At 67.9% G+C, this 6,734-nt stretch carries 6 protein-coding genes; 2 read left to right on the top strand and 4 right to left on the bottom strand.

Annotation, left to right across the window (positions count from 1 at the left end; genetic code table 11):
• Nucleotides 1–51 precede the first annotated feature (51 nt).
• The 4 genes from W930_RS0115855 to W930_RS0115870 are packed head-to-tail and all read right to left on the bottom strand — an operon-like array spanning nt 52 to nt 4,814.
• Nucleotides 52–942: an NAD(P)-dependent oxidoreductase gene (locus W930_RS0115855; protein ID WP_023871710.1), complete on the bottom strand. Its 891-nt coding sequence runs from the start codon at nt 940–942 to the stop codon at nt 52–54.
• Nucleotides 939–2,684 (bottom strand): dihydroxy-acid dehydratase, encoded by a 1,746-nt coding sequence (gene ilvD / locus W930_RS0115860; RefSeq protein ID WP_023871709.1) that lies wholly within the window; start codon nt 2,682–2,684, stop codon nt 939–941. Before ilvD ends, W930_RS0115855 begins: the two co-directional genes overlap by 4 nt.
• Nucleotides 2,685–2,709: 25 nt before the next feature.
• Nucleotides 2,710–3,489 carry an SDR family NAD(P)-dependent oxidoreductase gene (locus tag W930_RS0115865; RefSeq protein WP_023871708.1) on the bottom strand — a complete coding sequence of 260 codons (780 nt, stop codon included), beginning with the start codon at nt 3,487–3,489 and terminating at the stop codon, nt 2,710–2,712.
• On the bottom strand, nt 3,486–4,814 hold the full coding sequence (locus W930_RS0115870; protein WP_023871707.1) for an MFS transporter: 1,329 nt from the start codon (nt 4,812–4,814) through the stop codon (nt 3,486–3,488). The genes W930_RS0115865 and W930_RS0115870 overlap by 4 nt, the downstream gene beginning before the upstream one ends.
• A gap of 260 nt (nt 4,815–5,074) precedes the next feature.
• Between W930_RS0115870 and W930_RS0115875 the strand changes: the two genes are divergently transcribed.
• Nucleotides 5,075–6,049 carry a LysR family transcriptional regulator gene (locus W930_RS0115875; protein ID WP_029753839.1) on the top strand — a complete coding sequence of 325 codons (975 nt, stop codon included), beginning with the start codon at nt 5,075–5,077 and terminating at the stop codon, nt 6,047–6,049.
• A gap of 419 nt (nt 6,050–6,468) precedes the next feature.
• The coding region (locus W930_RS30485; protein ID WP_200873095.1) for a hypothetical protein at nt 6,469–6,734 on the top strand (266 nt) is incomplete at its 3' end.

Raw genomic sequence — 6,734 nt, forward strand, 5'->3', positions numbered from 1 at the left:
ACGGACATGGCTTTTTTCATGGCCGGACGCCGTGCGGCGGCGCCTGGACCGTCAGGCGTCGGGCGCGCTCTGCGCCTCGCCAATGCGATAGACCTGCGACAGATCCCACTCGCCCATGCCGCGGGCAACCGCGTCCCGGAGCAGCCGGCGTACTTCCGGCAGCACGCGCTGCACGGTCGCACTCGAATGCGCGAGTTCGGCAATCGCATCGAGGTCCTTGAGCATCACGCGCACCGTGCCGGTGGCATGCTCGGGCGGATTCACCATGCGCGGCCACAGCGTTTGAAGCAGTATCGAGTCGGCCCAGCCGCCCTGCAGCGCCATCGGCACGGCCACCGTATCGATGCCGTTGCGCCGGGCGAGCACATAGGCCTCCGCCAGCCCGGCGAGGGTGGTCGCCACGATGGCCTGATTCGCGAGCTTCGTGGTCTGACCGGCGCCGATGTCGCCCATGCGCGTGACGCGCGAGGCAAACGCGCGCAACACGGGCGTCACGGACTCGATCGCCTGCGCGGGCCCGCCCGCCATGATGGCCAGCGTGCCCGCTTCGGCACCGCCCGTGCCCCCCGAGACCGGCGCATCGATCCACCCATTGCCGGTGGCCTTGGACCAGCGCGAGGCGAGCGTGCGCGTGAGCGCAGGCGACAACGTGGAGTGGTCGACGAGAAAGCGCGGCGGCGTGGTGGCATGCACGAGGCCGTGCTCGCCGAAGACCACGTCCTCCACGGCCTTGCCGTCGCCGAGGCAGAGCAGCGCGATGTCGACGCTTTCCCCAAGCGCCCGTGGCGTGGCGCAGGCGATGGCACCGGCTTCGGTCAACGCCGAGAGTTTGGCGCCGGACCGATTCCAGACGGCGACATCGTGTCCGGCGGCGAGCAGGCGCCGCGCCATCGGTTCGCCCATGCGGCCGATGCCGCAAAAACCTACGCGCTGGGTTGTCATCGCTTCGCTTCCTCCGGGGTCGGCGTTTCTCCGAGCGAGGCTTCGTAGGGCCAGTCGACGGCCCCCGAATGGGTCACGGCGCCGAACTTGGCCGGGCGCACGAGCGCTTCATACTTCTCCAGTACGCCGCCGAGGCGCGCGCGCACGAACGGCTTCGCCTCGGCCGCGCGCGCGGCCAGCGCTTCGTCGGAGAGTTCGACGTCGAGCGTGCCCCGGATCGCGTCGATGTGGATGCGATCGCCGTCGCGCAGCAAACGGATCGGACCGCCCGACGCCGCTTCCGGGCCGACGTAGCCGATGCACATGCCGCGCGTGGCGCCCGAGAAACGGCCGTCGGTGAGCAGCGCGACTTTCTCGCCCATGCCCTGTCCGTAGATCGCCGCCGTCACGCTGAGCATCTCGCGCATTCCCGGGCCGCCTTTGGGACCTTCGTTGCGGATCACGAGGACGTCGCCTTCGCGATAGGTGCCCGCGGACACCACCGCCATGCAGTCCTCTTCCGTCTCGAAAACACGGGCGGTGCCCGAGAACACCAGTTGCTTCAGACCGGCGGTCTTGAGCGCTGCGCCGTCGGGTGCGAGGTTGCCGCGCAGGACCACCAGTCCGGCGTTTGGCGAGAGCGGTTCGGTGTGCGGTCTGACCACGCGTCCGTCGGGTCCGGGGAAGGCGCGCAATGCGACTTCGAGCGTCTCGCCGCTTTGCGTGAGCGTGTCGCCGTGAAGGTGTCCGCCGGCGAGCAGCGCGTTGAGCACGGCCGGCACGCCGCCGACGTGATGCAGGTCCACCGCGAGGTAGCGTCCGCCCGGCTGCATGTCGCCGATGAGCGGCGTGCGTGCGAGCACTTCGGAGACATCGTCGAGCGTGAATTCGATGCCGGCCTCATGCGCGATGGCCGGGATGTGGAGCATGGCGTTGGTCGAGCCTCCGGTGGCCGCCACGGCGGCACACGCATTCTCGAGGCTCTCGCGCGTGACCAGGTCGCGTGGCAGCGGCCCGCCGTTGCGCAGCGCGCGCATGACGTGCTCGCCGGCGCGCCGGGCGATCGCGATGCGTTCGCTGTAGACCGCGGGCACCATCGCCGAGCCGAGCGGGGCGAGACCGAGCACCTCCGCCACCATGGCCATCGTATTGGCAGTGAACTGTCCCGGGCATGAGCCGGCGGTCGGGGTGCAACGCTTTTCGATGCCGCGCAGTGTCTGCGCGGACATGTCGCCTCGCTGCGCCGCGCCTACCGCCTCGATGGCGGTGAGGATGGTGGCCTGCGAGCCATCGGGCGCCACGCCGGGGAGCATGGCGCCGCCGAACAGGAATACGCCGGGAACGTTCACGCGCACCATGCCCATCAGAATGCCGGGCAGGGTCTTGTCGCAGCCCGCCACGCCCACGAGGGCGTCGTAGCAGTGGGCGCGCACGAACAGCTCGACGCTGTCGGCAATCGTCTCGCGCGAGACCAGCGAGAAGCGCATGCCCGAGTGGTTCATCGAGGTGCCGTCCGACACGGAAATCGCCGAGCCGCGAATCGGCACGCCGCCTCCGGCGGCCACGCCCAGTCGGACGTTGTCCGAGATCTGGTTGAGCGACATCGAGCAGGGCGTGTTCTCGCCGAAGGTATCCACGATCGCGACGAACGGCTTGTCGATGGCGTCGTCGTCCAGGCCGGTGGCGCGCAGAAAGGCGCGGTGCGGCGTGCGCGTCACGCCTTCGGTGACGGTGCGCGAGCGGTGTTTGTGCAGATCTGTCATGGGGGGCTTCCTTGGGGCGCGATGCTCACGTGTTGAGCAGCAGGCCGTTTTCGATGGCGAGCACCTGGCCGGTCATCGCGGGCGCATGGGCGGCGAGGAACCAGGCCAGTTCGGCGATTTCCGACGGCTGCGACACGCGCTTGAGCGGTGCGTTCTCGCGCATGCCGTCGACCACACGGGCATAGGCGTCGTCCCCGAGCACGCGTCGCAGCAAGCCGTCGTCGACCATGCCCGGTGCGATGGCGTTCACGCGTACGTGCGGCGCGAGATTGCGGGCGAGCGAGAGCGTGAGCGAGTTCACCGCACCCTTCGACGCCGCGTAAGCGATCGATGACCCGGTGCCGTTGAGCGACGCCAGCGACGAAATGTTGATGACACTCGCCGACGCCGCGCCCGAGACGCGCTCGCGCATGAGCGGTGCGGCCGCACGCGTCATCTGGAACATGCCGACGAGGTTCACGCGGTAGACGCGTTCAAACTCGCCCGCGTCGATGGCGTCGAGATCGCCGTGCGGGATCACCCGTGTGGTGCCGGCGCTGTTGACCAGGGCGTCGAGCCTGCCCCATTGCGCGGCCACCGCGTCGACCATGCGGCGGCACGCGGCATCGTCTCCCACATCGGCGTCCACGACGAGCGTTTGCGTGCCGGCCTGACGGCACTGGGCGGCCACGGCCTCGGCCGCCGCGCGGGTGCTGTCGTCGAAGTTGTTGATCGCCACGGCCCACCCGTCGCGCGCGAAGCGCAGGGCGGTCGCGGCGCCGATACCCGTGGCGGCACCGGTCACGAGGCAAACGCGCGCGCTCATGCCTGGCCCCGTTGCGGCTTGAGCGAGAGTACGAGCAACGCGCCGGCGACGAGCGCGCATGCCAGCACGATCATGCCCGGCAGCAGTTGCCCGGTGCTGTCCTTGAGATAGCCGATCACGTAGGGGCTGACGAAGCCGGCGAGATTGCCGGTCGAGTTGATCAGCGCGATGGCCGCGGCGGCGCCCGCCCCGCTCATCATGGCCGTGGGAATGCCCCAGAACACCGGCGCGATCGAGTTGATGCCGATGGCGGCGACGATGAGCGCGGCGATCGACCACCACAGGTGTTGGGCGAGCAACACGGAGGCGAGCATGCCGGCGGCGCCCAGCAGGCAGCACACGGCCACGTGCACGCGGCGTTCGTTGCGTCGATCCGCATGGCCGGCCACGAGAATCATGGCCACCGCGCTGATGAGCGACGGCACCGCGGAGAGCAGCCCGATGTTGCCGAGGTTGGCAACGCCCGCCGCGCGAATCATCGTCGGCATCCAGAACACGAGGCCGTAATTGCCCATCGCGATGCAGAAGTAGAGCAGGCCGAGCAGCCACACCTTGCCGTTGCCGAACACCTCGCGCACGCTATGACGCGCACGCGTGCTGTCGTCGGCGGCGAGGTCCTGCGCCAGCATGCGCTTCTCGTCGGCGCTCAGCCACGTCACCGTCTCGATGCGATCCTGCAGCACGAAGAAGGCCGCGATACCCACGGCGAGCGACGCGACCCCTTCGATCAGAAAGAGCCACTGCCATCCCGCAAAGCCGTGCAACCCGCCGAACTGCTGCATGATCCAGCCCGACAACGGACCGCCGATGGCGCCCGAGACCGGAATCGCGACCATGAACAGGGCAATGATCCGTGAGCGCTTGTTCGACGGGAACCACGTGGCCAGATACAGCACGATGCCGGGGAAGAACCCGGCTTCGGCCACGCCGAGCAGGAAGCGCAGCACGTAGAACGACACCGGGCCCTGCGTGAACATCGTCAGGCACGAAATGATCGACCAGGTGACCATGATGCGCGCGATCCACATGCGCGCGCCTACCCGGTGAAGGATCAGATTGCTCGGCACCTCGAAGATGAAATAGCCGAGGAAGAACACACCGGCGCCCGCGCCGTAGACGGTCTCCGACAGCGAGAGGTCCGTGAGCATCTGCAACTTCGCGAAGCTCACGTTCACGCGGTCGATGTACGCGACGATGAACGCGAGGAACAAAAACGGGATGATGTGCCAGGTCAGCTTGCGATACAGCGCGTCGCGCTGCGTCGGGTCCAGCGCGGCGAGTGCGCCGGCGTGCGGCTGCGCGCCGTCGGAAAGGGACGTGCTCATGAATGTTGTCTCCGTGGATGCGTGCCGTGGGGCACGTCGAATTATCCGGCAGCGTGGCGCACGTTCGGTTATGCGCGAAGTCTCGGCGCGCGGCGGGCAATGCACCCGGTGCCGGTCGTCGTTGCCTCGCGGGAATGCTGTGCGACATCGCTGCTCGTTCGAAGAGTAAGGGGGCGACGGCCCGCGCGGCAAATCACACTTTGCGTGCGCGACATTACCATTTGGTTATGATTGGGGCGTCGCTTCCTCTCATTGCCGTCATGAACACGATCTCATCGGGCGCCACGCCCGGCGATTCGATGGAACGCTTTTTCCGCAGCGGCCTGAAGCTTGGGCACCTGCGCATTCTCGTCGCGCTAGGCGAACTGCGTCAGGTCACGCGCGTGGCGGCGGCGTTTCATGTCACGCAGCCCGCCATCTCCAAGCAGATCGCGGAGATCGAGGACGCCCTCGGTGCGCCGGTCGTGCGGCGCGTGGGCAACGCCGTCGAATTGACCGGGATCGGGCGCGTGCTCATCGAGCGCGGGCGGGAGATCCTGCGGCAGATCGAACTGGCGAGGCGCGACGTCAGCGCATTGACCGCCGGGACGGCCGGTCATGTGCGCTTCGGCGCCGTGGTCACGATCCCGCAACCGCTGATCGCGCATGCGGTCGAGCTGTTCACGCGTCGCGCCCCGAACGCTTCTTTCTCGTTCGTGGAGGCGACGCTGGATCGACTCCTGAAAATGATGGACGAGGGGAACCTCGATCTGGCGCTCGGGCGCAACCGCGTGACCGGGCACTTGCCGGTGATGCGCCATGAAGCGTTGCATCACGAGCCGTTCGTGTTCGTGGTGGGCGCGCGTCACGCGTTAGGCGGACCCGATACGCCCGTGGCATGGCACGACCTGCGGGACGTGCGCTGGATCACGCCGATGCGGGGCTCACCGGCGTTCGCGACGATGGCGGAGATTCTGGCCGAGCACGGTGTGACCTTGCAACGCCCAGCCATCGAATCGAGCTCGCTGGCGCTCAATCTGTCGCTGCTGCGCGGTGGCGATTTCGTCTCGATACTGCCGCTCTCGCTCGCGCGCCGCTACGTGCAGCGCGGCACGATGCGCGTGCTGCCGTTGCCGCCGCTGGGACCGCTGGGCGAGGCGATTCTGTACTGGCGCGAAGACACGACAACGCCGGCCGCGCAGTTGTTCGCCGCCTGCCTGCGCGAATCGTCGGCCGAAGTGATCGACGCGAACTGATTCGCGTGATCGGGTTGTCTTGCGCCGGAATGCTTGCCTGGCGTGGCGTCGAGGGACGTCGGCGCGTCGTGTATATGTCGTTGACGAGGCGTTGGAGCAGGGGCAGGCGATTTCAGCGTTTCACGAACGATACATTTTCCGTACACCCGGTCCCGATGTCTCGGAAATTGAGTTATTAATTTCTTTTAAATCAATGGGTTGAGTCGTCTGGCACGGAATTCGCGTCTGTGAATCGCGTATGGCGACGCGCCAACCCGGAATTCCCGCAGGCTGTTGGCAAGGCTCCCCTGTGCATGCGTTCACGGGAGAGCTCGCTATTGCCCACGAATTTGGCTGACGCGTCCACGCCGTAACGCTGAACCTTCTGGCGGGGTTCCGCGTGTTTCGGAATGAGATTGCGCGTGCGCGGGGAGGGGACCATGAACGGGTTCAAGGCGACGATGGTGGGTGCGGCGGCGGTGGCCATGCTGTGCGGCATTTCGATCAATGCGTCATATGCCGCCGGAGGGGGTGGCGGACGTGGCGGCGGCGGTGGGATGGGTTTCGGCGGCGGGGGCTTCGGAGGGCTGGGAGCCTTCGGCGGCCCAGGCGGCCCCGGCGGCGGTGTGGGGATCGGCATTGGTGGCGCGGGCGGTTGCGGCTGCGGCGGCCACAGCGGCGGTGGCGGCGGTGGTGGTGGCGGTGG

The organism is Pandoraea sp. E26 (assembly GCF_000681415.1).
Lineage (GTDB): Bacteria > Pseudomonadota > Gammaproteobacteria > Burkholderiales > Burkholderiaceae > Pandoraea > Pandoraea pnomenusa.